Genomic DNA, 26,606 nt, shown 5'->3' on the forward strand with positions numbered 1-26,606 from the left:
CGGCCGCTCGCCCCGCTTCCGGAGCGGAGCGACCGGCCTCGGTGCAGGCCGACCGGTGGAGGCGGTATCCGGAGGACGGGCCCGCGCGGTTCCCCTGGTGAGAAGGGCCGCCCGATGACCGGCTCGTGGGAGGAACTGGTGTCCACCGCGCTGGTGGGCGCCGGCCGCCGCGCCGTCCCGCCCGAGAGCCTGTTGGAGCGGGCCGCCGAGCAGGTGGTCCGGATGCGCGCGGGACGGCGGCCGGGGAGGGGCACGCCGCCGGCTCCGGCCGCGGAGGAGACGCTGCCGCCCGTGCCCCGTGCCGCCGCGGCCCGGCTGGCCCGGATGCTCGCGGGTGAGCAGAACAGGCTGCTGATTGAGTGGCTGGAGACGGCGGCCGCGCGGCGGGTGCGCGTGCCGGCCGCCACGATCCCCGCGCTGCTCGACCTCGGAGCGCGGGACCGGTCGATCCGCGCGCACCTGGGGGCGGTCACCGGGGCCCGGGGCCGCTGGCTCGCCGGTCTCAACTCCGCCTGGGCGTACCTGCTGGAGGAGCCGGCACACGTGCCGCCGGGGGAGGTGTGGGAGCTCGGCACGAGCGGAGACAGACGAGCCTTCCTCGCCGCCACACGCCGGCGCGATCCGGCGGCCGCGCGGGAGTTGCTGGAACGCGGCTGGAGCGCGGAGACGCCGGAGGACCGGGCCGTCTTCGTCACGATCCTCGCCGAGGGGCTCGGCATGGCCGACGAGCCGTTCCTTGAGGCGGCGCTCGACGACCGGCGCCGTGAGGTGCGGCAGGCCGCCGCCGACCTCCTCACCCGCCTGCCGCGGTCGCGGCTGGCCCATCGGATGACGGCACGGGCGTCCCGGTTCGTGACCGGGAACGGTCCCGGGATCTCGGCGGAACCGCCGGCGGACTGCGACGGCGAGATGGAGCGCGACGGCGTGCGGGCCCGGCCGCCCGCCGGCATGGAGACGCGGGGCTGGTGGCTGCAGCAGGTGGTGGCGCACACTCCGCTGTCCTTCTGGCCGGGTCACCTCGGTATGCCGCCGGACGAGATCGCCCGGACGAGGATCGGCGACTGGGAGCGGGAGGTGCGCATGGGCTGGACCCGGGCCGCCATCCTGCAGCGGGACGCGACGTGGGCGCGTGCCCTGTTCGAGGCCGAGCCGCTGACCGACCTGCTGGCCGTGCTCCCGCCCGAGGAGCGATCTCACCGGGCGGCCGAGCTGGTGGCCGGCCACCCGGTGGACGGCCAGCTGGTCATGATGCTGGGCGGCGTGCCGCGGCCGTGGGGGTCCCAGCTCGCGAGGGCCGTGCTCAAGAAGATCGTGGAGACCACGCGGACCCAGCCGTGGAACGCCGGAGAGCTGATCCGGCTCGCGGGCGAGCGATTCGATCCCGCGGCGTACGCCCACGCGGGAGAGGTGCCCGAGCTGGCCGCGACCCTGCGGTTCCGCTTCGACATGCTGAAGGAGCTTTCGTGACCACCGTTCTGCGCCCGCACGCGGAGGAGCAGTTCGCCGACGAGCTGGCGATCCTCGCGAAGACCGACGACCGGCCGCGCCCGCCGGGCTGGCGGCTCTCGCCCTGGGCGGTGACGACCTACGTGCTGGGAGACGGCGGGCAGATCACACCGAAGTACATCGGCCCGCGCAGGATCGTCGAGGTCGCGGTGGCGACGCTCGCCACCGACCGGGCGCTGCTGCTGCTCGGCGTGCCGGGCACGGCCAAGACCTGGCTGTCGGAGCACCTCGCCGCGGCGATCTGCGGCGACTCGACGCTGCTCGTGCAGGGCACGGCCGGCACGGCGGAGGAGGCGGTCCGCTACGGGTGGAACTACGCGCGGCTGCTGTCGGAGGGCCCCTCCCGCCTGGCGCTGACGCCGAGCCCGGTCATGCGCGCGATGGCGGACGGACGGCTGGCCCGGGTCGAGGAGCTCACCCGCATGCCGTCCGACGTGCAGGACGCGCTGATCACCGTGTTGTCGGAGAAGACGCTGCCGATCCCGGAGCTTGGGGAGGAGGTGCAGGCGGCCAAGGGCTTCAACGTCATCGCCACCGCCAACGACCGCGACCGCGGGGTCAACGACCTGTCGAGCGCGCTGCGCAGGCGGTTCAACACGGTCGTGCTGCCGGTCCCGGCCAGCTTGGAGGAGGAGGTCGACATCGTGACCCGGCGCGTGGCGCAGCTCGGTCGTTCCCTGGAGCTGCCGGAGACCGTGACCGGGCTGGCGGAGATCCGCCGGGTGGTGACGGTCTTCCGCGAACTGCGCGCGGGGGTGACCGCGGACGGGCGGACCAAGGTCAAGTCACCCACCGGCACGCTCAGCACGGCCGAGGCCATCTCGGTCGTCACCGCCGGGATCGTGCTCGCCGCCCATTTCGGCGACGGCGTGCTGCGCCCGGCCGACGTCGCGGGCGGCATCCTGGGAGCGGTGGTCCAGGACCCGGTGTCCGACCGCGTGGTGTGGCAGGAGTATCTGGAGACCGTCGTCCGCGACCGCGACGAGTGGCGCGACTTCTACCGGGCCTGCCGCGATGCCGGCTGAGACCGCCGCCGCCTCGCCCGGCCCGCACGCGACCCCACTCAGCGGCCAGGGCGAGGACACGAGGGTGGGCCGGGTCGAGGGTCGGGCCGAGGACACCAACGTGGGCCAGGGCCGGGCCGGGGACACCGGCGGGGGCAGGGCCGAGGGCCGGGGCGGGGACACCAATGTGGGCGGGGGCGAAGGCCGGGCCCGGGACACCGGTGGGGGCGAGGACACGAGGGTGGGCCGGGGCGGGCCGCGGGTGTGGGTGCTCGGAGTGCGGCACCACGGGCCAGGATCGGCCAGGGCGGTGCGTGACGAGCTGACCAGGATCCGGCCCGATCTCGTGCTGGTCGAGGGCCCGCCCGAGGCCGACGGCCTGGTGGCGCTCGCCGCCGACCCCGGCATGCGCCCGCCCGTCGCGCTCCTGGCGTACGTGCCGGGGCAGCCGTCGCGGGCCGCTTTCTGGCCGTTCGCGGAGTTCTCGCCGGAGTGGCAGGCGATCATCTATGCCACCGGCGCGGGCGCCGAGGTGCGGTTCTGCGACCTGCCCGCCGGCCACGGCCTCGCGCTCGACGCCGACCCCGTACGCCGCGATCCGATCGGCGAGCTGGCCCGCGCGGCGGGGTACGACGACCCGGAGCGGTGGTGGGAGGACATGGTCGAGCACCGGGGCGAGGCCGGGACGCTCGACGTGGTCGCCGAGGCGATGCGGGCGGTACGCGACGGGCACGTCGCGGAGGGCACGGAGGCCCGGCGCGAGGCGTACATGCGCAGGACGCTGCGGAAGGCGGTGCGTGAGGGCTTCGCCCGGATCGCGGTGGTCTGCGGGGCCTGGCACCTGCCCGCGCTGACCCTGCCCGAGTTCACCGCGCCCGAGTTCACCGCGCCCGAGTTCACCGCGCCCGAGTTCACCGCGCCCGAGTTCACCGCGCCCGATCTGGCCCTGTCCCGAGCGACGCCGCCCGGATCGACGCCGTCCGCATCGCCGTCCGGGCTGACACCATCCGCGCCGGGCCTGCCGGGGCGTCGCGCCGGCGGGTCCGCTCCGCAGGCCGGGACCGGCCCGGCCGCGACAGACGGGCCGGGCCGCCCGCCCTCGGCGGCGGAGGACGAGCGGCTGCTGCGCGGCCTGCCCAGGGTCAGGGTCGAGATGACCTGGGTGCCGTGGACCCACGGGCGGCTCGCGGCGGGCGCCGGCTACGGCGCGGGCGTCGCCGCGCCCGGGTGGTACGAGCATCTCTTCACGGCGCCCGGCCACCCGGTGGAGCGCTGGCTCGCCCGCGCGTCCGCCATCCTGCGCGAGGAGGGCCTGCCCGTCTCCTCCGCGCACGTCATCGAGGCCGTACGGCTGGCCGAGGGGCTGGCCGCGCTGCGCGGGAGGCCGCTCGCCGGGCTGTCGGAGGTCACCGAGGCGGTGCGGGCGGTGCTGTGCGGCGGTGACGAGCTGCCGGTCGAGCTGGTCCAGCGGCGGATGGTCGTGGGGGAGCGGCTCGGGCGGGTGCCGGACTCCACGCCGATGGTGCCGCTGCGGCGTGACCTGCGCGACGAGCAGCGGCGGCTGCGCATGAAGCCGGAGGCACTGACCGGGGAGCACGACCTCGACCTGCGCAGGCCGCTCGACCTCGGCCGCAGCCGGCTGCTGCACCGGCTCGCCCTGCTGGACGTGCCATGGGGAACTCCGCGGCGGGCGCGCGGCAAGGGGACGTTCAAGGAGTCGTGGTCGCTGGAGTGGCGCCCGGAGCTCGACGTGGCCCTCGTCGAGGCCGCCGTCTGGGGGATCACGGTCGAGGCGGCGGCGACCTCCCGCGTCCGCGACCTCGCGGGCGGCGCGGGCCTGCCCGAACTGGCCGCGCTGGTCGAACGCTGCCTGCCGGCCCATCTTCCCGGCGCGCTGCCGTACGTGCTGGGGCGGATCGAGGACCGGGCGGCGCTCGACGGAGAGGTGCGCCACCTCATGGGGGCGCTGCCCGCGCTCGTGCGGACCCGCCGGTACGGGGACGTGCGCGGCACCGAGGGCCTCGCGGGCGTCACCGAGTCGATGCTGGCGCGGATCTGCGCCGGGCTGTCCCCCGCTCTGACGGGGCTGGACGAGGACGCCGCCCGCGAGATGGCGGCGCTGGTGGACGGCGTCCACGCGGCGGCCGGGCTGATGGGAAGCGGCCGGTGGCTCACGACGCTGGCCGGGATCGCCCGGTGCGACGACCTGCCGGGGCTGCTCGACGGCCGGATCGTGCGGATCCTGTGCGACGCCGGAGCGCTGGAGGACGACGTGGCCGCCCGCATGGCGCGGTCGATGTCGCCCGGCAATCCCCCGGCCCGGTCCGCGGCCTGGATGGAGGGCTTCCTCTCCGGGGGCGGCCTGCTGCTCGTCCACGACGCGCGCCTGCTCGCCACCGTCGACACCTGGCTCACCGGCCTGTCCTCCCAGGAATTCGTGGACGTGCTGCCGTTGCTGCGGCGCACGTTCGGCGCCTTCCCGGCGCCGGAGCGGCGGATGATCGGCCGGCGGGTCCGCTCCGGCTCCCCGCCGGGCTCGGCGTCGGGCTCCGGACCCGGCGACGGCGCGGACTACGACGACGCGCTGGCGGCGGCGGCCGGCCGGACCGTGCGGGAGATCCTGGGCCACGGGATGTCCGGCGCTATGGGCGGGAGGCCCTGATGGGCGGCGAGGAGGAGCGGCTGCGCCGCTGGCGGCTGGTGCTGGGCGGCGCGGCGGAGGGAGCGGCGGAAGGGGGCCTGGAGGGGGCGCTGGAGGGCGCGGACGCCCGGCTGGACGCCGCGCTCACGGCCCTCTACGACGAGCAGGAGCGGCGCGGCGCCGGCCTCGGCGCGTCCGCGCCGCGGGTGGCCCGCTGGCTGGGAGACATCAGGGAACACTTTCCCGCCGGTGTCGTGCAGGTCATGCAGAAGGACGCCATCGAACGGCTCGACCTGACCCGGCTGCTGCTGGAGCCCGAGATGCTGGAGGCGGTCGAGCCCGACGTCCATCTCGTGGGCACCCTGCTGTCGCTGAACCGGCTGATGCCGGAGCGGGCCCGCGAGTCGGCCAGGGCCGTCGTCCGCACGGTCGTGCGGGATCTGGAGGCGCGGCTGACGCGCCGCACCCTGGCCGCCGTCAGCGGCGCGCTCGACCGCTCGGCGAGGACGCACCGGCCCAGGAGGACGGCCGAGGTCGACTGGGACCGGACGATCCGGGCGAACCTCGGCAACTACCTGCCCGAGCGGAAGACCGTCGTGCCGTCCCGGCTCGTCGGGTACGCCCGCGGGCAGCGGGGTGTCCGGCGGGACGTCGTGCTGGCCGTCGACCAGAGCGGCTCGATGGCCGTCTCGGTGGTGTACGCGGGCGTCTTCGCCGCGGTGCTCGCCTCGATGCGCGCGCTCAGGACCTCGCTCGTGGCCTTCGACACGGCCGTGGTGGACCTCACCGATCAGCTGCGTGACCCGGTCGAGGTGCTGTTCGGCACCCAGCTCGGCGGCGGAACCGACATCAACCGGGCCGTGGCCTACTGCCAGAACCTCGTCACCCGGCCGGCCGACACGATCCTCCTGCTGGTCAGCGACCTGTACGAGGGAGGACCGAGGGAGGAGATGCTGCGCCGGATCGCCGCCCTGACCGCCGCCGGGGTCCAGGTGATCGTGCTGCTCGCGCTGTCGGACGAGGGGGCGCCGCAGTACGACCGCGAGAACGCGGTGGCGCTGGCCGCGATGGGCGTGCCGGCCTTCGCCTGCACCCCGGACGCCTTCCCCGAGCTGATGGCGGCCGCCATCGAGCGCCGGTCCTACGACCAATGCCGGATAACGCCATCCGGACGATGATTTGTAAGGTCCGTATCATGACTTCGGTAATGTCCGCTCCAACCGTCTTCAGCCAGCGTTACCGCTCCCTGAGCGTCGGGATCGTGGCCCTGGTGATGCTCGTGGCGTTCGAGTATCTGGCGGTTGCCACCGCGATGCCGCTGATCGGCCGGGAGCTGAACGGCTACCGCCTCTACGGCCTCGCGTTCAGCGGCGGCATGGCGGCCAACGTCATCGCCACGGTGGTCGGCGGGCGCTGGAGCGACGCGCGGGGGCCGTTCCCCGCCCTGTGGACGGGGGTCGCGGGGTTCGTCGCCGGGCTGGCGGTCTCGGGGTTCGCGCCCGCCATGGAGGTCTTCCTCGCCGGCCGGTTCCTCCAGGGGCTCGGCGGCGGCCTGTTCAACGTGGCGCTGTACGTCCTCGTCGCCCAGGCCTACCCCTCCGCCATGCACCCGAAGGTGTTCTCGGCGCTGGCCGCGGCGTGGGTGCTGCCGTCGGTGGTCGGCCCGGCCGTCACCGGCTTCGTGGCCGAGACCTGGAGCTGGCGCTGGATCTTCCTGGGCGTGGCCGTGCTGTCGGTTCCCGCCGCGCTGGTCATGTGGCGCGGCCTGCCCCCGCCGGCCGGGCAGCCGAGAGAGGCGATGGGCCGGGCCTTCCTGCCCCGGTTCGCCTGGGGCGTGTGCGCCGCCGTCGGCGCGGCCCTGCTGCAGTACGGCAGCGGCGCGGCGGGCGCGGGGGTCCTGCTGGCGGGCGCCGGGCTGGCGGTCCTCGCGCTGGCGCTGCCGAGACTGCTGCCCCGGGGCACGCTGCGCGCCGCCCGGGGCCTGCCCACGGTGATCGCGCTGCGGGGCCTGGGCGCCGGGTCGTTCTTCGCCGCCGAGGTGTTCGTCCCGCTGATGCTGGTCCGGGAGCGGCACCTGAACACGGCCGAGGCCGGTCTCGCGCTCACCGGAGGAGCCCTCGCCTGGTCGCTCGGCTCGTGGATCCAGGGGCGCAGGCCCCACGCGCGGGCGCTGACCATCCGTCTCGGCGCGACGCTGATCGCCGCCGGCATCTGCGTCACCACCCTCGTCGTCGTCCCCGCCACTCCGGTCGTCATGGCGTTCGCGGGCTGGCTGGTGGCGGGCCTGGGCATCGGCATGGTCTTCCCGACGCTGTCGGTGCTGGTGCTGGAGCTGTCCGCGCCGGGGGAGGAGGGCCGCAACAGCGCCTCGCTGAGCATCGGCGAGTCGGTCTTCGCGGTCGTCGCCGTCGCGGTCACCGGCGCCCTGTTCGCGGCGTACGGGGGCAGGTCGTGGGTCTACGTCACGTGCCTCGGCCTGCTGGTCGTGATGGCCGGCACGGCCGCGGTCGTCGGCGGCCGGTTCGAGCACCGCCGCGAACCGGGCACCATGGAGGTCTAGGGACTCCCGGAAATCCCGCCGTGGAGCAGGCCGGGCCGGCCGCCCGGGGCATGACGCCACGGAACGGCCGCCGGCGGGGATACGGGGAAGAAACGAGGGGATCCGAGTGCCGCGTGTCCGCGAGCTGGAGGTCTTCAGGATGACCCTGCCGTACGGCAGGCGTCCGGAGACCGTCCTGGTGAAGATCACGGACTACGGCGGCATGGTCGGCTGGGGCGAGGCCGTCGATCCGGCCGCGGCCGGGCCGCTGGAGCGGGCTCTGCCCGCGCTCGTCGGCCTCGACTGGGAACACCCCTCGGAGCTGGGGGACAATCCGGGCGGCGCGGCCGGCGACATGGCCTGCTGGGACCTGTGGGGCCGTATGAACGGCGTCCCGCTCGCCCACGCCCTCGGCGGCACCCGCACGTCCCTGATCGCGACGGTCAGGCTGGCGGCGGACCGCTCGCTGGAGAGCATGGTCGCCCGGGTGAACCGGCACGTCTGCGCGGGCTACGGGCACGTGACGCTGGACGTCCACCCCGGCTGGGACGTCGAGCCGCTGCGGGCCGTGCGCGCCGCCTACCCGGGCCTGGCCATCGCGGTGGACGGGCGCGGCGCCTACACCGAGATCACCCAGCTGGAGGCGCTGGACGCCTATGGGGTGGTGGCCATAGAGCGCCCCTTCAAGGACCTCCTGACCAGCGCCGACCTGCAGGACCGGGTGTCGGCCGCGGTCGCGGTCGAGGTGGCCTCCGTGGCCGAGCTGGACGAGGCGACGCGCCTCGGCGCGGGCCGGGCGCTGCTGCTGCGGCCCGCCAGGTTCGGCTCGCTCGGCGCGGTGCGGCGCGCGCACGACCACGCGGCGGAGGCCGGGTGGGGCATCGTCTGCGCCGGCGGCCTCGGCGCGGGCCTGGCCCGGGCCGCGACGGTCGCCGTCGCCAGCCTGCCCGGCTGCACCCTGCCCAGCGACGTGGCCGAGCCGCCGCGCAGCGCTCAGGTGGTGCTCCCGCCGGTCGGCGCGTCCGGCGGGGTCGTCGCCGTGCCGCTCACCCAGCCCGGCCTCGGCCACACCGTCGACGAGGACCGCGTACGCCGCCTCGCCCGCGAGTCGTTCCGCGTCTGATCCGCCCGGCGTACGCCGGCCACCCGCCTTCGTCGCGCCCCGGAGGGACGAGCCACGCCGGTCCCCGGTGAGGTCACGATCTTTCAGCGCGCCGTCGCCGTGCCCGGCGCCCCGCAGCCGTCCCCGATCGGGCTCGGCGTCCCCGGCGACGGCGGCACGGTCGGCACCGGCGCGGGGGAGGGAGAGTGGCGATGCCGGAGCCGCCGCGGACCGGCCGGGAAGCCGTTCGACGGGGTGGCCGGAGGAGAGGTCTGGGCGTGCAGCGAGTCACGGATCGCCCGCGCCGTGAGCAGCCGGATCCGGTCCCAGTCGGGGTAGGCGGTGTTGACCAGCGGTGGCACGAACTGGAGGCTGGTCACCCCGGCGTGCTTGACCTTCCAGGCCAGCGGCACCAGGTGCTCCAGCATCGGCCTCGGCACGTCGGTGCTGAGGATCCTCCGGGTGGCCGCCGCGATCTGGGTGAACCGCGTCAGCACGGTCGCCGGGTCGGCCTGGCCGAGCAGCGCGCCGAGCAGGCATCGCTGACGGTGCATCCGGTCGAAGTCGTCGCTCATCGTGCGGGAACGGGCGTACCACAGCGCCTCGGTGCCGTCCAGGCGGCGGGTCCCGGCCCTGACCACCCCCTCGTCGTACCGGCCGTACACGATGTCGCGGTCCACGGTGAGCACGATCCCGCCGAGAGCGTCGATCATCTTCGCCAGGCCCCAGATGTTGACCAGCGCGTACCAGTCGATCCGCAGGCCGAGGATGTAGCCGACCGTCTCTTTGAGGACCTGCGCGCCCATGTGCCGGTGGCCGCCGAACAGTTCGGGGTGGTCGTCGGCGTACTGCCACACCGAGAACAGCAGGTCCTCCCGCCAACCGGGCCGATACTCCGGAAGCCGGAACCCGAAGGGGAACCGGACGGCCATCGGGCTGCCCGGAGGGAACCGCACGTGCTCCAGGTTGCGGGGCAGGCCGAGCAGCACGGCGCGGCCCGTGCGGACGTCGACGCTGGCGACGTTGATGCTGTCGGTGCGCATCCCGATCCGGTCGGCGCCCCAGTCGCCGCCGAGCAGCAGCACGTTGACGCGGTCCCGGCCCGCCCACGGATCCTCGGGCCCCGCCCCGGCGGCGCCCGCCGGTCCGCCCCCGCCGGGCGTGGTGAAGATCGCGTCTAGCGTCCGCTCGGACAGGGAGACGTACCGGGCGGCGACCGCGAACGGCACCGCGACGGCCACCGCGAGCACGCCCGCGACCAGCCCGGTGAGGATCTGCCCCGAGCGCGGCAGCGCCGCGGGACGCAGGACGGCGTACGAACGGACGACCAGCCAGAACCAGGCGACGGAGCAGGCCACGAAGACCAGGGAGATCTGGCTCAGCCACCCCAGCGCCCGTCCGGCGAGGCCCGCGTCGGCCCCCGCGGCGACGCCTGCGACGCAGACGACCGTGGTCAGGTAGGCGCCGAGGAGGGTCAGCCCCGTGCGGCGGCGGCCCGCGCGCAGGTGCGCCGCGCCCGGCAGCACCGCCGACAGCGCCACCCAGGCGATGAGCGCGACGGCTCCGCGCGCCGGCCCGGAGCGACGCGTCGCCGGCGCGGCGCCCTTCCGGCGTGCCAGACCAGGGGTGACCACGGCTCAATTGAAGCGACACGGACCGCGGAAAACCCGTGACCGCCACGAGCCGGAACAGTCCTTGCCGGATTTTGACCGGGGCGCGGCCCTACCAGGGGAAGGCGAACAGGCCGTAGTAGGCCGCGGTCAGGAGCAGCAGGGCCGTTCCGCCGAGCACGCCCGCGAGCACGCTCTTCTGCCAGGGCGTCGGCTCCCAGCCGTCCCGCAGGCCGCCGGCGACCGCGGCGAACGTCGCCACCGTCTGCGCCAGCATCGCGACGGCGAGCAGCCGCACGACCAGCCACCCGGCCTGTACGGCTGGCCAGGCGCCGGCCTGGTTCACCGAGAACAGCACGATCAGCGTGATGAAGGCCATGACCGCGGCGAGTTCACCGAGCCCGATCCAGGCCATCCGCCGCAGCCGCCGCCGGATGGCCGGCCACCGCTGGACGTTCTCCTGGAACCGCAGGTCGCGTCCGCGCAGGCGGACGACCATCTCGGTGACCGGGGCCGCGACGTATCCCACCGCGGCCAGGCAGAGCGTCAGCCACAGGATCGTGCTGTCCCCCCACCACGGCGCGGCCGGCACGTCGGCCGCCTCGAAGCGCTGCACCGGCGTCGCGCCCGCGATGGGCACCGAGGGTCTCGCCGTACGCGGCAGGTCCCTGATCCAGTTCGCGAGCGTGGGCAGGTAGTCCGGCGCGAACGCCCCTCCGTTGACCCGCATGGCGTGGTCGGCCCCGGCGAGGAAGCGGATGGTGTAGCCGGTGTCGCCGCTCTGCCGCAGCGCCCGGGTGAGGGCCTGGGTGCTCTCCACGAAGGGGATCGAGGGGTCGTCGGTGCCGTACAGCGCGAGCACCGGCTGGGTGATCCCGCGCAGGGCGGGCGCCCCGTCGTAGCGCAGGAAGTCGAAGCCGACGCCGCCCATGACCCTGGTCAGCAGGTCGCGTACGCCGGTCGGGGCGTGCAGGCGCAGCAGTTGCTCGTTGAGCGCCCAGGCGACCTGGCGCAGCGGCGAGACGTTCGGCGAGGAGACGAGGACCACGAACGCCGCCCGGGGGTCGCGGGCGGCGGCGATCGGGACGACCCAGCCGCCCTCGCTCACTCCCCACAGGCCCGCGCGCGCCGGGTCGACGTCCGGCCGCTGGCGCAGCACCCGCAGCATGCGCAGGGCGTCGTCGGCGAGCAGCCCGAAGTCGCGGCTGCGGAAGGAGTAGCCGACGGTCCGCTTGTCGTAGGCGAGCGTCACGACGCCCGCCCTCGCCAGCCACTCGGCCTGCTGGGTGAACTCCCCGCCGTCGCCCGAGCCGGAGCCCTGCACGAACACGAACGCGGGGTGGCGTCCGGGCGACAACGGCGCCCTGATCGTCGCCCGCAGCGTCTCGTTCCTCGCCGGCACGAGCAGTTTCTCGGTGCGGAACCGCCCGCCGCCGAAACCCGCTCCGGCGACCGGCCGCACCTCGGCGGCCGGCTGCGCGGGGATGTCACGGAACTGGGGCGAGGCGCGAAGCGGCGGCGGGTCGAAGGCCGGCGGGGAGAGCACGTGGCCGATGGTCGCGAGCATCACCATCAGCACACCGGCGATCACTCCGAGAGTGCCCCGGCCGATGTTCATGAGGCGCTCCCCCATGCGTGCTCGTATCCCGAACCCAGGTTAAGTCATTACTCGCTCTTCACGCGGTGCACGGATGTGACGATTGATGCGTCGTTTGTCGGCGGGACCTGTTAGCTTCCTGCGACATGCGTGTCCTGCACACCTCCGACTGGCATCTCGGCCGCTCGTTCCACCGGGAGAGCCTGCTCGGCGCGCAGGCCGCGTTCGTCGACCACCTCGTCGAGACCGTCCGCGCGGAGCGGGTCGACGTCGTGCTGGTCTCCGGCGACGTCTACGACCGCGCGCTGCCCCCCGTGGACGCGGTCGCGCTGTGCAACGAGGCGCTCGCCAGGCTCAAGGCGCTGGGCGCGCACACGGTGCTGATCAGCGGCAACCACGACTCCGCCGTACGGCTGGGCTTCGGCGCCGATCTGATGGAGCGGGTGCACCTGCGCACCGACCCCGCCCGGGCCTGGGACCCGGTCACGATCGGCGACGTCGCGTTCTTCGGCATCCCCTACCTGGAGCCCGAGCTCGTCCGGGGGCCGTGGGAGCTGGCCGAGCGCAGCCACACCGCCGCGCTCTCGTACGCCATGGAGCGCGTCCGCGCGCACCCGGCCGCGCGCAGGGTGGTGCTCGCGCACGCGTTCGTCACCGGAGGGGAGGCGAGCGACAGCGAACGGGACATCAGCGTCGGCGGGGTCTCCCACGTGCCGCTGAGCGCCTTCGACGGCGCCGACTACGTCGCCCTCGGCCACCTGCACGGGCGCCAGGTGATGAGCGAGACGGTCCGTTACAGCGGCTCGCCGATCGCCTACTCCTTCTCCGAGGCCGGCCACCTGAAGGGCTCCTGGCTCGCCGACCTGGACGGCGGGCCGACGGAGTTCGTCCCGGCCCCGGTGCCGCGCCCGGTCGCCAGGCTGCGGGGCCGCATCGACGACCTGCTGACCGACGCCCGCCTCGCCCGGCACGAGGACCACTGGCTGCAGGTGACGCTGACCGACCCGGTGCGCCCGCGCGAGGCGATGGAACGCCTGCGCGGGCGCTTCCCGCACACGCTCGCGCTCGCCTTCGAACCGGACGGCGCGGCCGGGAGCGCTCCGCAGGCGCCGAGGATCGCCGGGAGGGCCGAGATCGAGGTGGCGCTCGACTTCGTCCGCGAGGTGCGCGGGGAGCAGGCCGACGACGACGAACGGCGGCTGCTGGAGGAGGCGGTCGAGGCGTGCCGCATCAGGGAGAGCGCGTGAGCGGCCGGCCCGTGCCGGGTGAGGAGGTCCGGTGAGGCTGCATCGGCTGAGCCTGGTCGCGTTCGGGTCCTTCCCGGGGACGGAGGAGGTCGACTTCGACGCGCTCGGCGAGGCGGGCCTGTTCCTGATCCACGGCCCGACCGGCGCGGGCAAGACGACGGTGCTCGACGCCGTCTGCTACGCCCTGTACGGGCGGGTGCCCGGCCAGCGGGAGAGCGCCCGCAGCCTGCGCTGCGACCACGCGCCGCCTGCCCGGGGGCCGTCGGTGACGCTGGAGGCGACGATCCGGGGCAGGCGCCTGCGGGTCACGCGTTCCCCGGCGTGGATGCGGCCGAAGCTCAGGGGCTCGGGTCTCGTCGAGGAGAAGGCCAAGGCCCTGGTCGAGGAGCTGACCGAGCCCGGCGGGCGGTGGGTCGCGCGCAGCACCCGCAGCGACGAGGCCGGCGACTTCATCGGCACGCTCACGGGGATGAACGCCGCCCAGTTCTGCCAGGTGGCGCTGCTGCCGCAGGGCGACTTCGCGAAGTTCCTGCGCGCCGGGGGCGAGGAGCGGCGCGAGCTGCTGGAGCGGCTCTTCTCCGTCCGGGTGTTCGGCGAGGTGGAGCGCTGGCTCGCCGACCACCGCACGCGGTCCGGGCGGGAGGCGCAGGAGCTGGCCCAGCGGGTCCACTCGGTGCTGGACCGCATGCGCGGCGCGGCGGGAGACCTCGCGCTGCCCGAGGACGCGGACGGACCGGAGACCTGGTCGGGTGAGGTGCTGAGCCTCGCCGAGGGCGCGCTCGCCCACGCGGTGACCGCCTGCGCGGCGAGCCAGGCCGGCCTGTCGTCGGCCCGGAGCAGGCTGGAGGACGGCCGGGCCCTCGCCGACCGGCAGCGCAGGCACGCCGCCGCCCTGGCCCGGCGCCAGGAGCTCGACGCGGCGGCGGACGAGCGATCCGACCTCGAGGCGATGCTCGACGAGGCGGCGCGCGCCGACCGGGTGCTGCCGCTCGTCCGCCAGGCCGAGCAGCGCGCGGAGGCCGTGGCCAAGGCCCGCCGGGTGGCCGCCGACGCCATGCTCCGCGCGTTCCCCGGCGCTCCGGACGGCCCGGTGTGGCCGGACCCGGAGCGGCTGGCCGTGCTGGAGCGGGAGCGGCGCGACGAGATCGCCCGGGTGCGCCAGATCCTCCCGGAGGAGGCGCGCCTGCGGGAGGTGCGGGACGAGCGGGCGGGCGCCGAGCGCGCGCTGGCGGCGCTGTCCGAGGAGGAGGCCCGCCTGGCCGGGCGGCTCGCCGCGCTGCCCGGGGAGCGTCTCGGCGTCGAGGAGCGGCTCGCGGGGGCACGCCGGGCGGCGGCGAGCCTTCCGGGCCTGACCGCCGCCAGGGACGCCGCGCTGCGGCTGCGTGCGGTCACCGGGGAGGCCGCGCTGCTCGACGCCGAGCTGACCCGGCTCTCGGGTGACGAGGCGCGGGCGCGGGCCGACCAGCAGGAGCTGCCCGCGGCCCTGGCCGACGCCGGGGAACGGCTCCGGGACCTGCGCGACATGGCCGCGCGGATTCCCGCGCTGGAGGCCGCCGCCCGGACGGCGGAGGAGCGGCTCGGCAGCGCGCGGCTGCGTGACACGCTGACCGCCGAGCTGGAGGCGGCCGAGCGGGACCGCCGCGCGGCGGTCGACCTGGCCCAGGAGCGCCGGGACCGGCTCCAGGAGGTGCGGCAGGACCGCATCGACGGAATGGCCGCCGAGCTGGCGGCCGGGCTCGTGGACGGGCTGCCCTGCGCCGTGTGCGGCGCGACCGGCCATCCCCGCCCGGCCGAGCCCGCCGTACGGGCCGCCACGGCCGAGGACGAGCGGGCGGCGCAGGACGCGTTCGACGCGGCGCAGCGCGCCCGTGAGGCGGCGGAGGCGAACGTCGCGGGGCTCTCCTCGCGCCTCGCCGACGCGGAGTCCCGCGCCGGGGACCTGTCCCAGGAGGCCGCCGGAACCGCCCTGGACGAGGCCCGGGACGAGCTGTCGCGGCTGCGGTCGGCCGCGTCCGCGGTCGACGCGGCCGAAGCGGAGGCCGGACGGCTCGCCGCCGCCTTGGAGGACGCCCGCGAGCGGGCCGGGGAGCTGGCCGGGCTGCTGACCGAGACCAGGACCAGGCGGGACGCCCTGCTCGCCGAGGGGGAGCGCCTCGCCGCGGGACTGGAGGGCGATCTCGCGGACGTGGAGGCCCGGCTCGGCCGGGCGCGGTCGGAGGCGGAGGCGGAGGAGGAGCTCGCCGCCCGCGCCGCCCGGCTCACGGCCGAGCTGGAGGAGCTGGGCGCGCTGGCCGCGCGGAGGGGGGCGGAGCTGGCCGAGGCCCGCGCCCACCGGGACATGCTGGAGACCGGGGAACGCCGGCTGGCCGAGGTGATCGACGCCGCGCGGGGCGCGGACCCCTCGCTCGCCGCCCGGATCGACCGCCTCTCCGAGGAGGCCGGCCTGCTGCGCGAGGCGGCCGACGCGGCGCGTACGGCGGCGGAGGCCGGGCGCGAGAGCGAGGCCGCGCGGGCCGCGGCGGCCCGCGCCGCGTCGGGGGAGGGGTTCGCGAGCGTGGAGCACGCCGCCGCCGCGGTCCGCACCCCGGAGGACCGGGAGGCGATGACCGAGCGGCTGGGACTGCTGGACGCCGAACGCGCCACGGTGGAGGGGCTGCTGGCCGATCCCGAGCTGGTCGCGGCCGCCGCCGAGCCGCCCGCCGGCCTGGCGGAGCTGAGCGCCGCGCACGACGCCGCCGAGCGCGAGCACGGTCTGCGCACCTCGGCCCGTGACCGCGCGCGGAGCAGGCTCGACCAGCTCACCGCCCTCGCCGGCGAGCTGGACGCCGCGGCGCGCGCCCACCGGCCGGCCGAGGAGCGGCACCGCCTGGCCCGGCGCCTCGCCGAACTGGCGGGCGGCACCTCCGGTGACAACCGATGGCACATGCGGCTGTCGGCGTACGTGCTCGGCGAGCGGCTGCGGCAGGTCGTGGACGCGGCCAACGAGCGCCTCGACCACATGTCGGGCGGGCGCTACCTGCTGCGGCACGACCTGAACCGGACCGCGGGCGACCGGGGCCGGTCGGGCGGCGGGCTGGGCCTGCGGGTGCTCGACGCCTGGACCGGGGTGGAGCGCGACCCGGCCACCCTGTCCGGCGGCGAGAGCTTCATCACCTCCCTCGCCCTGGCGCTGGGCCTGGCCGACGTGGTGACGGCGGAGGCGGGCGGCGCGGAGATCGGCACCCTCTTCGTGGACGAGGGCTTCGGCACGCTCGACGAGGACACGCTCGACGACGTGCTCGACATCCTCGACGGGCTGCGGGAGGGCGGCCGGGCGGTCGGCGTCGTCAGCCACGTCGCCGAGCTGCGCGTGCGCATCCCCGCCCAGCTCCGCGTGCTGAAGAACCGCGGCGGCTCCACCCTGGCGCACGCCTGACGCGGGCACCGGGGGGAGCTCAGGGGGTCAGCAGGTAGGCGTTGTCCTTCCACCAGGTCCAGATGGCCGGCCGGTCGCCCGCCTCGGCGAGGACCGCGACGTCCTCGCCGTCGAAGGTCCACACGGCCAGGTAGGAGCCCTTCGAGCCGGGCTTGCAGACGAGCGTCCCCGTGACCTTTCCCTCGTGGTTCCAGGCGCCGGAGGAGTCGCCGCGGGCGCAGCCGCGCGACCTCAGGCCCTTCGACAACCCGGCGACCCACGCCTTCAGCGCCTTCCCGTCGATGAACCGCATCACCAGCGGGTTCCGCGCCGGGCCAGAGCGCACGGCCGCGCAGTTCACCGCGGCGATCACCTTGGCGTTCTCCTCCGCGAACGCGGGGACGCACCCGGTCAGCACGCGGGAGTCGATACGATCGACCAGTGCCTGCTGCCCCACCGTGAAGCTGGCGGGCGTCGGCGTGGCCGGGCCCAGGGTGGAGGTCCCCATGATGGCCAGGCACTCGGTGAGGCCGAGTCGCCGCGCGCCGGCCACCCACGACGGCATCGTGTTGGTCGTCAGCGCCTGCATCGCCCTCACCGTCGCCTGGATCTGGAGCGGGGTGCTCTGGCCCACCTGGTGGTTCACGAGGAACGTCGCGATCGTGGTGAACGCCGTCGCGAAGTTCCGGGTGTCGCGCAGGAGCCCGTCGATGTCGCGGCGATCGTATCCCTCCGGCACCGGGATCTCCGCGAAGTCGGCGCTCATCGCGCGGAACGCCGAGGCGACCTCGTCCATGGACGTCACGACCGCGGCCAGTTCGGGGCTGCGCGTGCCGGCGGGCGGCATCCCCCGTACGAGCTGGGCCATCTGGAGCATGGCCGAGTGCAGCGAGGTCTGCATGTCGCCGAAGTTGCGCTGGCAGGTGTTGTCGGCCTTGAGACGCCACTCGTCGATCGTCGGTCCGGGAGTCCGGTCCACCAGCGCGATCCAGAACGCGCCCACGGTGACGGCGAAGGTGATCAGGGCGCCGGCGGACTTCCCCGCCAGCATCAGCTTCTCCCGGCCGGTGCGCGGCCGCCTCACGGGCGGTTCCTCCGGCGCCTGGTCCAGGCTCACGCGACGATCGCCCCTCGCGTGCGGTCGCGCTGTCCGCCCGATCGAGTTCGCCTCACCAATTCGTCCCTCTCCAGCCGGACCCCGACCAGCAGACGAACCACACGTAACCATAGAAGGGAGCTGGTCACGACCGGAAGAAATCGAATCGTCACCAGGAATTCCCCCTTCCTGGCTACCCCAACGAAACGCGTCCGCGAGAAAGTGCCCGGCCGGCTTACGGAGGGCCGAATCGGGGAAATCGCCGTGACCGTGGCCTGGGTGCTCGCCTGTTCATCGCATTCGTCTCAGCGCCCGGACCCATTTGATCACTCATAAATCCGGGAACCGCTTCATCAATGGTTGATCTACAACGTAAAGGCGCTCGGGCGAGTCTATGCCGGCAGCCAGTGGGAGGTCAGGAGGTAGCCGCCGTAGACGAGTGACGCGGTGGAGACCAGCAGGAACAGCAGCACCCAGAGCGTGCCGGGCACGTGGGTCAGCCGGGCGAGCTGGTCGGCGTCGGAGTCCGGCGCGTGCCCGACCCGGCGCTTGGCCTGCAGTTCGAGGATCGGCCGCACGCCGCCGAGCAGCAGGAACCACGCCGCGGCGTAGGCGCCGGCGGACTGCACGTCGGGCGGGGCGAACCAGGACAGCGTGAAGACCGCGCCGCCCACCACGAGCAGGGACACCGCGCCGAAGACGTTCCTGATCATCAGCAGCATGCAGGTCAGCAGCGCGAGCACGGCCCACAGCAGCAGCGTGATCCGCCCGTCCGCGACCAGCCAGGCCGCGCCGAGGCCGATCAGGGACGGCGCGACGTACCCCGCGGCGGCGGTGACGACCATGCCGGGCCCGGTCGGCCTGCCCCGGGTCAGCGTCACTCCGGAGGTGTCCGAGTGGAGCCGGATGCCCCGCAGCTTGCGCCGCGTGAGCACCGCCACGAACGCGTGGCCGCCCTCGTGCGCGATTGTGATCAGGCCGCGGGAATAGTGCCACGAAACCGGGTAGGCGACTACCGCCAGAGCGGCGAACCCGGACATGACGACCAGCCAGAGCGGGGGCGCGACCTGGGTGGCGGTCAGATGGTTCCAGAGGGCCTTGAGGGGGGTCACTCCCGGAATCGTACGGCCCGCGGGCCCGGTCCACGCCGCCCGCGCCCGCCCGGTGCGCGGGGAAAGTGCGAACGGGGGTTACCTTCTACAAGTGGCAGAGCGGCGGATACGTGGACTGCGCGGATTGAGTGGACTCATGAGGACGAAGCCGGAGCAGGCTCCCGAACACTCCATGGACCCACGGGCCGGCGAGCGCGAGGACTCCTTCAGGCACAGCGTGATCGACAACGCGGTGTACGTGGACGGCGAGCGGGTGGACTCGCCGCTGTCGCTCGGCGACGCCATCGCCTCGTTGCGTGCGCGGCCGGGCGCGATGGCGTGGATCGGCCTCTACCGGCCGGAGGAGGCGGAGCTGATCAAGGCCGCCGAGGAGTTCGGCCTGCACGAGCTCGCCATCGAGGACGCCATCGTCGCCCACCAGCGGCCCAAGGCCGACCGGTACGGCGGCACGCTGTTCGTGGTGCTGCGGGCGGCGCAGTACCTCGACAAGCCGGAGAAGGTGGCCTTCGGCGAGTTGCACGTCTTCGTGGGCCCCGACTTCGTCCTGACCGTGCGGCACAGCGAGGCGCCCGACCTGTCGAAGGTGCGCCGGCGGATGGAGTCGGACCCCGACCTGCTCCGCCAGGGCCCGCAGGCCGTGCTGTACGCGATCCTCGACGCGGTGGTGGACGGTTACGCGCCCGTGGTCGCCGGGCTGCAGAACGACATCGACGAGATCGAGGTGCAGGTCTTCGGCGGCGACCCGGCGGCGCCGCGGCGCATCTACGCCCTTTCACGGGAGGTCATCGAGTTCCAGCGGGCGACCAGCCCGCTCGTGCCGATGCTCGACGGCTTCATCGCGGGGTCGCCCAAGTACGGCGTGAACGAGGAGTTGCAGCGTTACCTGCGCGACGTGTCCGACCACGCCATCACGGTCACCGAACGCGTGGCGGGCTTCCGGCAGATGCTCCAGGACATCCTCATCGTCAACTCCACTCTCGTGAGCCAGCAGCAGAACGAGGAGATGACCAAGCTGACGGCCACGAGCATCGCCCAGGGCGACGAGGTCAAGAAGATCTCCGCCTGGGCGGCCATCCTGTTCGCTCCGACCCTGGTCGGCACGATCTACGGGATGAACTTCGACCACATGCCCGAGCTGCACTGGATGCTCGGCTACCCCCTGGCGATCGTTCTCATGGGCGTCGTCTGTCTCACGCTCTACCTGGTGTTCAAGCGCCGCGACTGGCTGTGAGACGCGAGGACGCCCGGTGCGTCCTTGTTGGGGCCCACTCGGGTCCCGCGACCAGGCCCGAAGTAGCTCTCTGTAGCCTGTTCGCCGAGTGCCGCTGGCCGGGCGGGCTCCCGGCCTCAGCGGCTCAGCGCGGTCTCCCGTTCCACCCGCGACAGCTTGTCCGGGTTGCGCACGAAGTAGAGCTCGGTGACCAGACCGCCCTCGACCCGCATCGCGACGACACCGTCGATCTCCTCGTCGATGCGCATGAGGAGACCCGGGCAGCCGTTGACCTGCACCTGCTCGACCGACACCTCGGCCCCGAACCTGTGCAGGCCCGCGGCCAGCAGGCGAGCCACCTTGCCGGCCCCCACGACGGGCCGCGGCACAGCGGGCTTGACGCCGCCGCCGTCGCTCAGGGCGACGACGTCGGGAGCGAGGACGTCGAGCAGGCTCTGCAGCTCGCCGGTCTCGACCGCGCGCTGGAACGCCTGGAGCGCGTCGCGGGTCTCGGCCGCGGAGACCACGTCGCGCGGCCGCCGGGCGGCGACGTGCGCTCGAGCCCGGTGGGCGATCTGGCGGACCGCTGCCGGGCTCTTGCCGACGGCGTCGGCGATCTCGTCGTATCCGACGTCGAACACCTCGCGCAGCACGAACACCGCCCGCTCGGCCGGCGCGAGCGTCTCCAGCACCAGCAGCATCGCCATCGAGACGCTGTCGGCCAGCTCGACGTCCTCGGCCACGTCGGGTGTGGTCAGCAGCGGCTCAGGCAGCCAGGGACCGACGTAGGACTCCCTGCGCCGGCCGAGCGTACGCAAGCGGGTCAGCGCCTGCCGGGTGGCGATCCGCACCAGGTACGCACGCCGATCCTCCACGGTGTCCAGGTCGACGCCCGACCACCGCAACCAGGTCTCCTGCAGGACGTCCTCGGCGTCGGCGGCCGACCCGAGCATCTCGTAGGCGACGGTGAACAGCAGGTTGCGGTGGGTGACGAACGCCTCGGTGGCGGGATCGGTCCGGCCGCCGCCGGCGAACGCTCCAGCTGTGCCCGCCGTCCGCTCGCTCCGCTCGTTCATATTCCCCGCCCCTGCCTGTCGCCGCTCGACTCTGCCACACGTGTGCCACACGCAAGACGCCGGTCCCCGTCGCCGTGTGACACCCGCTCGCGGTGACACACCTCACATCCGCGTCCTGTCACAGGGGTCGGGTCGGCGGCGTCTGCATGGTCGTCAGGACGCCGCGTGACGACGAACGCGGCAGGCGAACCACGGAAGTGAGGATCGATGACGAACACGGACCGGACTTCGGTGCTGATCACCGGTGCCAACAAGGGACTCGGTTTCGAAGCGGCCCGGCGGCTCGGGGAACAGGGGTGGACCGTCTTCCTGGGGTCGCGCGACGAAGGACGCGGAAGGGCGGCCGCCGGCAAACTGGCCGCCGGCGGCGTGGACGTGGTCATGGTCCCGCTGGACGTGACCTCGGACGAGTCGGTGGGCGAGGCCGTACGGCTTGTGCGACGGCACACCGACCGGCTCGACGTGCTGATCAACAACGCCGGGGCGCCGGGCAGGATCATCCCGCCCGCGGACGCGACGGCCGACGAGGTCCATTCCGTCTACGACACCAACGTGTACGGGCCGATCAGGGTCACACACGCGTTCCTCCCCCTGCTGCGGGCGGCGGACAACCCGCGCGTGGTGATGGTGTCCAGCGGCGGGGGTTCCTTCGCGGTCGTGACCGATCCGGATCAGCCGGTCTCGAAGATGCACGAGCTCGCCTACAGCTCGTCGAAAGCGGCACTGAACATGATTACCGTCCGATACGCCCAGGCGCTCCCGGAGATCAAATTCAATGTCGCCACCCCCGGAGAGGTCGTCAACCGCAAGTTCGCCGCCACCGACATGAACAACCACACCGGCGCGATGACGGTCACCGAGGGCACCGACTCGATCATCGAGCTCGCGACGCTCGCCTCTGACGGGCCGACCGGGATCTTCATCGATCGCCTCGGCCCCATCGCCTGGTAGTTCCGGGCCCCGTGACGGTCTTGTCGAGCTCGGGACGCGTGGTGGCGCGAGCGTAGCCGATCCGCGCGTGCCCGGCCGGCTCGACGTCGGCCCCGGCGGTGCGGGGCAGCCGGGTTGTTCGGGGCTGGTCGCGCGGACCCGAGCGGGGGCTTGTTCGCGCCAACTATCTAGATATATCTTTCATGTATCTCGATAGTTGGAGGATCGCATGCACGAGGATGGAGGGCCCCCGGCTGTCCCGCTCGCGCCTCCGCCGCCACCGACACCGCCACCACCGCCGTCACCCCCACCACCGCCGCAGGCCGGTCCGCGGCTCCCTCAGCCGCCCGCGCTGGGACCGCGCGTACGGCGGGGCGACGTCCGTGCGGCCCTGCTGCGCCTGCTGACCGAGGAGCCGCGCAACGGCTACCAGCTGATCGAGGAGATCGCGCGGCGCAGCGGCGGGGTCTGGCGGCCCAGCCCCGGCTCGGTCTACCCCGCCCTCCAGCAGATGGAGGACGAGGGACTGGTCCAGGGAGAGGACGCGGGCGGCAGCCGTACGTACCGGCTGACCGAGGAGGGCGGGCGGCAGGCCGGCGAGCGGGCCGAGCCGTGGGCGGACGTCTGCCGCGGCCTCCCCGCGGACCGGCACGAACTGCGGACGCTGTGGGGCCAGCTCGGCGAGGCCTTCGTCCATCTGACGCACGTCGCGGACGACCGCCAGGTCGACGAGGCCAAGAAACTGCTCAGGAGCACGCGCCAGGCGATGTTCCGGATTCTCGCGGAGGACGCATGAACGAGCGAAGCGAGCGGATCGACGGGCGCGGGGCGGTTCACGTGAGCCCGCGGCCTTCGGAGGGGGTGGCATGAACGCGCGGGCCGGTGATCTCGGCGCGGCGGTGGCGGTGCGCGGCCTGCGCAAGACGTACGGCAAGGTCGAGGCCGTCAAGGGCGTCGACTTCGAGGTCGCGCCCGGCGAGGTGTTCGGCTTCCTCGGGCCGAACGGCGCGGGCAAGACCACCACGATCAGCATGCTGTGCACGCTCGCCACCCCCACGGGCGGCACCGCCCTCGTCGCCGGGCACGACATCGTGACGGAGCGCGACGCCGTGCGCCGCAACATCGGGCTGGTCTTCCAGGACCCCACGCTGGACGGCTACCTGACCGCCGAGCAGAACCTGCGCTTCCACGCCGAGCTGTACGGCGTGCCGAAGGACCTGGTCGGCGACCGGATGCGCCAGGTGCTGGACATGGTCGGGCTGTGGGACCGCAGGGACGGCAAGGTCATGACGTTCTCCGGCGGCATGAAGCGCCGGCTGGAGATCGCCCGCGGGCTGCTGCACTCGCCCCGGGTGCTCTTCCTGGACGAGCCCACGGTCGGCCTGGACCCGCAGACCCGCTCGGCCATCTGGGGATACATCGGCAAGCTGCGGCACAGCGAGGACATCACGATCTTCATGACGACGCACTACATGGACGAGGCCGAGTACTGCGACCGCATCGCGATCATCGACCACGGCGAGCTCGTGGTGATCGACTCGCCGGAGGCGCTCAAGGCGAGCGTCGGCAAGGACCGCGTGCAGATCCAGACCGGCGACGACGAACGCGCGATGGTCCTGCTCAGGGAGAGGTTCGGCGTCGAGGCCGCCGTACGGGAGGGCCAGGTGACGTTCGCGGTCCCGTCGGGGGAGGAGTTCGTGCCGAAGCTGTTCGCCGGCCTCGGCGTGCCGATCCGGTCGGTAAGCGTGTCGCGCCCCTCGCTCGACGACGTCTTCATGTCCTACACCGGCTCCACGATCCGCGACGCGGAGTCGTCGGGGACCGGCAACCAGTGGATGCGCGCGATGGCCAGGGGAAGGTGAGCGGATGACGACCGACGTGGTCCGGGTGAGCGTGCCGCGGGCGGGCGGAGGCCACGACCTGCGGGCGGTCAAGGTGGTGCTGCACCGGGAGTTGCTGCGGTTCGCCAACGACCGCACGCGGATCGTGTCCTCGCTGGTCCAGCCGGTGCTGTGGCTGTTCGTGATGGGCACCGGGCTCGGCACGCTGGTGCGCGGTTCGGTGCCCGGCGTCGACTTCCGGACGTTCATGTACCCCGGCATGATCTCGATGACCGTGATCATGACGGCGATGTTCTCGGCGGGATCCATCGTGTGGGACCGCGAGTTCGGGTTCCTGCGCGAGATGCTGGTCGCGCCGGTCAGCCGGGGCGCGATCGTGGTCGGCAAGTGCCTGGGCGGCGCCGTCGTCGCCACCCTGCAGGGCGTGATCATCCTCGCGCTCGCGGGGCTGGTCGGCGTGCCGTACTCGCCGGGCCTGATCCTCACCCTGCTCGGCGAGATGTTCCTCGCCGCCTTCACGATCACCGCGTTCGGCGTGACGCTCGCCGCCCGGATGCGCACCATGCAGAGCTTCTTCGGCGTGATGCAGATGGCGATCATGCCGATGATGTTCCTGTCGGGCGCCATGTTCCCGCTGGCCGGTCTGCCGTCGTGGCTGCACGTGCTCACGACGGTCAACCCGCTGACGTACGCCGTGGATCCGATGCGCCGGGCGGTCTTCGGCCACATCGACGTGCCGCCGCAGGTGGACGCGATGCTCAACCCCGGCGTGAGCTGGTTCGGCCACCGGCTGCCGGTGGTGCTCGAACTCGGCCTGGTCGCCGCCGTCGGCGCGGTCCTGCTGGCCGTGGCCGTGGCCCAGTTCCGGCGTACGGACTAGACAGTTCCGGCGTACGGACTAGACGGTTCCGGCGTACGGGCCGACCCCGCACACCCGGGGGACGGCGGCGAGCGGGACGTCCTCGTCGAGGGCGCGGACCAGCAGCGCCTCCACGCCGAGGAGCATGGCGCGGGCCGTCTCCAGGGGCAGGTAGGCGGTGTCGGCGATGAGGCTGAGCTGTCCCGTGTCGGTGGCCGCGCCCACGGTGAAGAACGCCTTGAACCGGACGCCGGGCCAGGCGTTCGTGACGTAGGTGCGGGTCTTCGCGGTCAGGTCGGCGGGGGACTCGCCGGCGATCTCGCCGGCCTCGGGCCGGGGCACTCCCGGCCAGGTGCCGATGGTCCGCCGGTCGTTGAAGAACGCGTCGAGGTCCGGCTCCCGGCCGCGGCGGCGGCCGATGTCCTCGCGCATGGCCTGCATCGCGAAGGGGTCGTAGTGCGCGTTGCGGTACGCCGTGAAGGCGGCGCGGTGCGCCTCCCGGCAGGCGTCGGCGAAGCCCTCGGAGGGCGGGTCGAGGACGAACAGGCCGTCCTGGCCGACGTTGCCGATCATGGTGCGGGTGCGGGGGTCGCGGCGGTTGCTGTGCACGAGCTGCATGACCGCCTTCGTGCGGCCGCTCACCGTGGCCAGGACGGTCGCGCACGCGCCGAGCAGGACGCTGGTCGTGCTGATGGTCCACCGCTCGGCCAGCGTCTCGGCCGCCGCGGCGAGCGCGACCGACTCCATGCCGACCTCGATGAACCGGGGGTCCTCCGGCTCGCCCGGAGGATGGTCGAACACGTCGAGCGGCGCCTCCTCCAGGACGGCCCGCCAGTAGCGGATCGACCTGGCCGAGCGCGCCTGGAACGACTCCTCGCGCTCCAGGGCCGCCTGGTCCATCGGATGCCAGTCGGCGGGCGGCGGCTCCTCCCCTCTGAGCAGGACCTTCCACTCCTCCGAGAGCAGGCTCAGGGCCTGGAAGTCCACGGCCAGGTGGGAGAAGGTCAGCGCCAGCGCCATGGGCCGCCCGGCCTTCAGGACGGCGGCGCAGCGCAGCGGCAGCTCGCGGTCGTGGACGAAGGCCGTCGTGCTCAGTTCGCCGGAGATCCGTTCGGCCGCCCGCAGCGCCCGTTCCTCCCCCGCCTCCACCAGGTCCACCGTGAGCCGGCCGTCGCGTCTCACCCGCTGCACCGGTCCGTCCGGCGTGCCGTGGAACGTGGTACGCAGGGTCTCGTGCCGTTCGATCAGCACGCGCAGCGTGTCCAGCACGGTGGCGAGGTCGCGCCTGCCGTACACCGGCAGCACCCAGGGGCAGTTGAGGAAGGACTGGCTGTCCCCCATCAGATGGACGGCCCGCCAGATCAGCCGCTGCCCCCAGGTCAGCGTCGCCTCGCCCTCCCGCGCGCCGTGGAACTCCACCGTCGCGCCCGCGCAGCCCTCCGGGGTCGTCACGCGCCCGCCGTGGTCCGGTCGCCGGGCTCGGCGGCCCGGGACACCAGCGCGGCGAGGGCGTCGACGCTCTCCAGCGAGGCCCAGTCGCCGCCGAGGCCGACCTCGATCCCGAAGGTGTCCTCGATCGCGTCGACGAGCCGCACCCGGGCCACCGAGGTCAGGCCGAGCGCCGACAGCGAGCGCTCGCCGGCGAGCGCCTCCTCGGCGCCGATCGCGCCCTCGGACACCTCGGCGACCAAGTCCGCCAGGGCCCGTCTGTACTGTCCGGCCGTCATGCCGCACCACCCGTCATATGACGTCCTCCGCTGTCCCGGGGGAATCATGCCGACCTGGCACGGAAGCATAGGCAAATCGGATCGGGAATGACAACGAAACAGAAAAGACGCTGAC

The 26,606-nt window shown here is 73.9% G+C and carries 20 protein-coding genes; 13 read left to right on the plus strand and 7 right to left on the minus strand.

From position 1 onward, the window contains the following. Nucleotides 1–114 precede the first annotated feature (114 nt). From HHX33_RS26855 to HHX33_RS26880, 6 genes are all read left to right on the plus strand, one after another. A complete protein-coding gene (locus HHX33_RS26855; RefSeq protein WP_182877029.1) occupies nt 115–1,467 on the plus strand; it encodes a DUF5691 domain-containing protein in 1,353 nt (450 codons plus the stop codon). After that, nucleotides 1,464–2,531 (plus strand): ATP-binding protein, encoded by a 1,068-nt coding sequence (locus HHX33_RS26860; protein ID WP_182877030.1) that lies wholly within the window; start codon nt 1,464–1,466, stop codon nt 2,529–2,531. Before HHX33_RS26855 ends, HHX33_RS26860 begins: the two co-directional genes overlap by 4 nt. After that, on the plus strand, nt 2,521–5,172 hold the full coding sequence (locus tag HHX33_RS35190) for a DUF5682 family protein (RefSeq protein WP_220502234.1): 2,652 nt from the start codon (nt 2,521–2,523) through the stop codon (nt 5,170–5,172). The genes HHX33_RS26860 and HHX33_RS35190 overlap by 11 nt, the downstream gene beginning before the upstream one ends. After that, on the plus strand, nt 5,172–6,329 hold the full coding sequence (locus HHX33_RS26870; RefSeq protein ID WP_182877031.1) for a vWA domain-containing protein: 1,158 nt from the start codon (nt 5,172–5,174) through the stop codon (nt 6,327–6,329). The genes HHX33_RS35190 and HHX33_RS26870 overlap by 1 nt, the downstream gene beginning before the upstream one ends. 29 nt (nt 6,330–6,358) lie before the next feature. Further along, on the plus strand, nt 6,359–7,711 hold the full coding sequence (locus HHX33_RS26875; RefSeq protein ID WP_259402886.1) for an MFS transporter: 1,353 nt from the start codon (nt 6,359–6,361) through the stop codon (nt 7,709–7,711). A gap of 106 nt (nt 7,712–7,817) precedes the next feature. Beyond that, complete coding sequence (locus HHX33_RS26880; protein ID WP_182877033.1) at nt 7,818–8,813, plus strand: enolase C-terminal domain-like protein; 996 nt, start codon at nt 7,818–7,820, stop codon at nt 8,811–8,813. Nucleotides 8,814–8,896: 83 nt separating this feature from the next. On the opposite strand, the gene HHX33_RS26885 is transcribed toward HHX33_RS26880, so the two are convergent. Both HHX33_RS26885 and HHX33_RS26890 read right to left on the minus strand, forming a co-directional pair. Next, nucleotides 8,897–10,426, minus strand: coding sequence for an LCP family protein (locus HHX33_RS26885; protein WP_182877034.1), 1,530 nt, complete (start codon nt 10,424–10,426; stop codon nt 8,897–8,899). A gap of 88 nt (nt 10,427–10,514) precedes the next feature. Continuing rightward, on the minus strand, nt 10,515–12,020 hold the full coding sequence (locus HHX33_RS26890) for an alpha/beta hydrolase family protein (RefSeq protein WP_182877035.1): 1,506 nt from the start codon (nt 12,018–12,020) through the stop codon (nt 10,515–10,517). Between the two features lie 125 nt (nt 12,021–12,145). Between HHX33_RS26890 and HHX33_RS26895 the strand changes: the two genes are divergently transcribed. Both HHX33_RS26895 and HHX33_RS26900 read left to right on the plus strand, forming a co-directional pair. Then, nucleotides 12,146–13,246 carry an exonuclease SbcCD subunit D gene (locus tag HHX33_RS26895; protein WP_182877036.1) on the plus strand — a complete coding sequence of 367 codons (1,101 nt, stop codon included), beginning with the start codon at nt 12,146–12,148 and terminating at the stop codon, nt 13,244–13,246. A gap of 31 nt (nt 13,247–13,277) precedes the next feature. Then, nucleotides 13,278–16,661 carry an AAA family ATPase gene (locus HHX33_RS26900; RefSeq protein ID WP_182877037.1) on the plus strand — a complete coding sequence of 1,128 codons (3,384 nt, stop codon included), beginning with the start codon at nt 13,278–13,280 and terminating at the stop codon, nt 16,659–16,661. A 19-nt stretch (nt 16,662–16,680) separates the two neighbouring features. On the opposite strand, the gene HHX33_RS26905 is transcribed toward HHX33_RS26900, so the two are convergent. Both HHX33_RS26905 and HHX33_RS26910 read right to left on the minus strand, forming a co-directional pair. Further along, the gene (locus tag HHX33_RS26905; RefSeq protein ID WP_182877038.1) at nt 16,681–17,724 is read right to left on the minus strand and encodes a hypothetical protein; all 1,044 of its coding nucleotides are present in this window, start codon (nt 17,722–17,724) and stop codon (nt 16,681–16,683) included. A 404-nt stretch (nt 17,725–18,128) separates the two neighbouring features. After that, the gene (locus tag HHX33_RS26910) at nt 18,129–18,776 is read right to left on the minus strand and encodes a M50 family metallopeptidase (RefSeq protein WP_182877089.1); all 648 of its coding nucleotides are present in this window, start codon (nt 18,774–18,776) and stop codon (nt 18,129–18,131) included. A 208-nt stretch (nt 18,777–18,984) separates the two neighbouring features. Here HHX33_RS26910 and HHX33_RS26915 point away from each other — a divergent pair, with 208 nt between their 5' ends. Continuing rightward, entirely contained in the window at nt 18,985–20,079 is a 1,095-nt protein-coding gene (locus HHX33_RS26915; protein WP_220498873.1) for a magnesium and cobalt transport protein CorA, read from the plus strand. Between the two features lie 116 nt (nt 20,080–20,195). Here HHX33_RS26915 and HHX33_RS26920 read toward each other — a convergent pair whose 3' ends face one another. Further along, nucleotides 20,196–21,134, minus strand: a complete 939-nt coding sequence (locus tag HHX33_RS26920) for an RNA polymerase sigma-70 factor (protein ID WP_182877039.1) — start codon at nt 21,132–21,134, stop codon at nt 20,196–20,198. Nucleotides 21,135–21,341: 207 nt separating this feature from the next. Here HHX33_RS26920 and HHX33_RS26925 point away from each other — a divergent pair, with 207 nt between their 5' ends. The 4 genes from HHX33_RS26925 to HHX33_RS26940 all read left to right on the plus strand — a co-directional run bounded on the left by HHX33_RS26925 (nt 21,342) and on the right by HHX33_RS26940 (nt 24,785). Next, nucleotides 21,342–22,085, plus strand: a complete 744-nt coding sequence (locus HHX33_RS26925) for an SDR family NAD(P)-dependent oxidoreductase (protein ID WP_117409784.1) — start codon at nt 21,342–21,344, stop codon at nt 22,083–22,085. A gap of 208 nt (nt 22,086–22,293) precedes the next feature. After that, nucleotides 22,294–22,860: a PadR family transcriptional regulator gene (locus HHX33_RS26930; protein WP_182877040.1), complete on the plus strand. Its 567-nt coding sequence runs from the start codon at nt 22,294–22,296 to the stop codon at nt 22,858–22,860. A gap of 70 nt (nt 22,861–22,930) precedes the next feature. Continuing rightward, entirely contained in the window at nt 22,931–23,926 is a 996-nt protein-coding gene (locus HHX33_RS26935; protein ID WP_182877041.1) for an ATP-binding cassette domain-containing protein, read from the plus strand. Between the two features lie 4 nt (nt 23,927–23,930). After that, complete coding sequence (locus HHX33_RS26940; RefSeq protein WP_117409781.1) at nt 23,931–24,785, plus strand: ABC transporter permease; 855 nt, start codon at nt 23,931–23,933, stop codon at nt 24,783–24,785. An 18-nt stretch (nt 24,786–24,803) separates the two neighbouring features. Here the strand turns inward: HHX33_RS26940 and HHX33_RS26945 are convergent, their stop codons facing one another. Then, entirely contained in the window at nt 24,804–26,216 is a 1,413-nt protein-coding gene (locus HHX33_RS26945; protein ID WP_182877042.1) for a condensation domain-containing protein, read from the minus strand. Further along, entirely contained in the window at nt 26,213–26,491 is a 279-nt protein-coding gene (locus HHX33_RS26950) for an acyl carrier protein (RefSeq protein ID WP_182877043.1), read from the minus strand. Before HHX33_RS26950 ends, HHX33_RS26945 begins: the two co-directional genes overlap by 4 nt. Nucleotides 26,492–26,606 lie beyond the last annotated feature (115 nt).

Origin of the sequence: Microbispora sp. H10670 (assembly GCF_014161385.1) — a bacterium.
GTDB classification, from domain to species: Bacteria; Actinomycetota; Actinomycetes; order Streptosporangiales; family Streptosporangiaceae; genus Microbispora; species Microbispora triticiradicis.